Source organism: Protofrankia sp. CiP1_Cm_nod4 (assembly GCF_982290645.1).
The window spans coordinates 1,782-4,471 of the sequence record NZ_CEVIVC010000235.1; the positions used below are offsets into that span (position 1 = coordinate 1,782).

Consider the following 2,690-nt stretch of genomic DNA (forward strand, 5'->3'; position numbering starts at 1 on the left):
CCCCGGGGCCGGGTTCACCCGCTGGTCGTGGCCGGCGGGCTGCGGGGGGTGCCCCGGCCATCATCGTGGCCGCGGCGGTCGCCGCGGCCCGCCGCCTGCTCGGCCTCGGGTGGCGCCCGGCTCCGCCACGACCGTGGCCGGCGCGACCGGTACCGCTGGCCCTCCCCGAGATTCCGGACCGTGCCCTCCCGCACCAGTCGACGGAGTCGTCGCCGGCTGACCGCCGAGCGCCCCGGTGACAACTACCGGCTGCGCCCACCCGGATCGGACGACCGCTTCCGATACTGACTCGTTCACGGTGCGTCGATGTCAACCGTGTTCCCCATTTCCGTCGACAGACGGATGGCCGACAATGCTCGTGCTTTCCGGCCGCTCCGCCGGGCGGCTACGCTGCGCCTGCGTGACCTTCTGGGGGTGCACATGAAGCGGTTTCACAGGTGGCGTCTACTCGCTGCGGCGGTCACGCTCGGTGTGGGCTGCACCGGATGCGGGGGATCTGGCGGCGGGCCGGACACGAGGCCCGCGAACTCTGCGCCCACCCCGGCCACGTCCGCCGAACCCACGGCGCACGTCGCTCCCGATGACGCGGCGACCACCCTGCCGGCGGGAGCGCAGCCGGGACTGGACGACTACGACGGCGACGGCGGGCCGGACCCGACCTGCGGCACGCAGGACTTCGGTGCCGGGCTGGCGCTGCGGATCCCGTGCCAGATCGGCACTGCGAACGAGCCAGAAAGCGGTAGCCGGCTCGTCAACGGATCGCTATATCGACTGCCGGGCTCCACCGACATCGACCTCACCGGAATCTCCGGCAGCCTTCTGCTGGCCCGGGACACGGCCGGCGTCAAGGTCGTCATCGTGGTGTTCAACAGCGACAACCTTTTCGCGACCGGCAGCAACACCATCGGCAGCACTGACACGATGGACAACACCATCAAGCTGATCAACTCCAGGTTTCCCGGCGGCAGGATCCAAGTCCGCGGCCACACCGACTCGACCGGCACGGCCAGCGTGAACCAGGCACTGTCGGAACGCCGGGCCGGCGTCGTCCGGGCCTATCTGCTCGACCACCGCGTCAACGCCACCGAGGTCACAGCCATCGGCATGGGCAGCACCAGCCCTCTCGCCGAGGAAACCAACCCCGACGGCTCACCCGACCCCGAAGGCCAGGCCTTCAACCGCCGGGTCGAGATCGTCCTGCGCCTCCCGGCCGGCTGAGCAGGAGCAACCTGGCGGCCCAGTATGCGCACCTCACGCTAAGCGGCAACGGGCGGCCGCGTGTGGTGAGGACTAGGGCGCGTATCGGGTTGTGATCGGTCTGTGGGGTTCGTTCGGGTGGCGGGTCTGGCCGGGTAGACCGTCGGGCATGACGCGGGCGCAACTGACAGATGAGGAGTGGGCGTTCATCGAGCCCTACCTGCCGGTCGGCGGGTTCGGCCCGTACCCGGCGCGGCTGCGGGCGCAGTTCGAGGGGGTGGTCTGGCGGTTCCGGACGGGTGGGCAGTGGCGGGAGATGCCGAGGGAGTTCGGGGCCTGGCCGACGGTGTCCAACCGGTTCCGGCAGTGGCGGGACGCCGGTGTCTTCGACGCCCTGTTGCGGGGTCTGATCGCCCAGGCCGGGACGCGAGGTGCGGTGGACCTGTCGGTGGTCAGCGTGGACTCCACCACCGCCCGGGCCCACCACGACGCCGCCGGGATGCACCTGGACCATGAGGTCCTCACCGCCCTGGAGAAAGCCGCCGTGCGGGAGGAGGGGAAGGCCCGGAAAAAGGGGCGGCCCGGACGGACACGACGGGCGGGACGGCGAGGACGACCCCGCGAGGCGGGAACGGCGACGCCGCCGGCGTCGACGCCGCCTCCGGTTGACAGCCGCCCTGCTGGGGGCGGTCCCGGGGCGGGCAGACCAGCAAGGTCCACCTTGCCGCCGACCGGCGGGGCCGGCCGCTGGCGTTCGTCCTGACCGTGGGGCAGGCCGCGGACAGCCCGTGGTTCGTCCCCGTACTGGCGCGGCTCCGGGTTCCCGGGCGGGTCGGCCGGCCGCGTACCCGGCCCGGCGCGGTCGTCGGGGACACGGCGTACTCGTCCCGCGCCAACCAGGCCTACCTGCGCGGACGCGGTATCCGGGCGGTCATCCCGGAGAAGGCCGACCAGGCCGCCCACCGGAAGCGCAAGGGCCGCAGGGGTGGCCGGCCCGTCCGCCACGACGCCGACCTGTCCAAGGAACGGAACACCGTCGAACGTCTGATCAACAAGCTGAAGGACTGGCGGGGTATCGCCACTCGCTATGACAAGACCCCGGGCAGCTATCTTGCGGGTCTCCAGCTCCGCGCCTCGATGATCTGGATCAAGGAACTCGCGCGGACCACTCCTTGATCGCGACTCGATACGCACCCTAACAGGGCGTAGCAGCGCGGTACCAGCGGACCGCCAGCACGCTTCCCCTCGGGCGGGAACCGGAACCCGGTGAACTCCGAGACGGGGACCGGCGGACGGACAACACATCGACGCATCCATCCGCCATGCCTGACCAAGGATTCTGCGGATGCAACAGACCCACGCAAAGTCGTCTCACCCAACGACTTCACCGACCTCACCCAGGTCACCGACCGGCTCCGAGCATTCGAAGACCGCTACAACGCCACGGCACAGCCGTTCCAGTGGAGGTTCACCACCACCGACCTGGACGATCT

At 70.7% G+C, this 2,690-nt stretch carries 2 protein-coding genes and 1 pseudogene; all 3 read left to right on the forward strand.

Annotation, left to right across the window (positions count from 1 at the left end; translation table 11 throughout):
* Positions 1 to 420 precede the first annotated feature (420 nt).
* Complete coding sequence (locus tag AC5LSR_RS23450) at positions 421 to 1,218, forward strand: OmpA family protein (RefSeq protein WP_250292066.1); 798 nt, start codon at positions 421 to 423, stop codon at positions 1,216 to 1,218.
* 148 nt (positions 1,219 to 1,366) lie between these two features.
* Positions 1,367 to 2,373 (forward strand): annotated as a pseudogene (locus tag AC5LSR_RS23455) (IS5 family transposase).
* A gap of 90 nt (positions 2,374 to 2,463) precedes the next feature.
* Positions 2,464 to 2,690 (forward strand): hypothetical protein (locus AC5LSR_RS23460; RefSeq protein ID WP_493465811.1); only part of this gene is annotated, 227 nt, incomplete at its 3' end.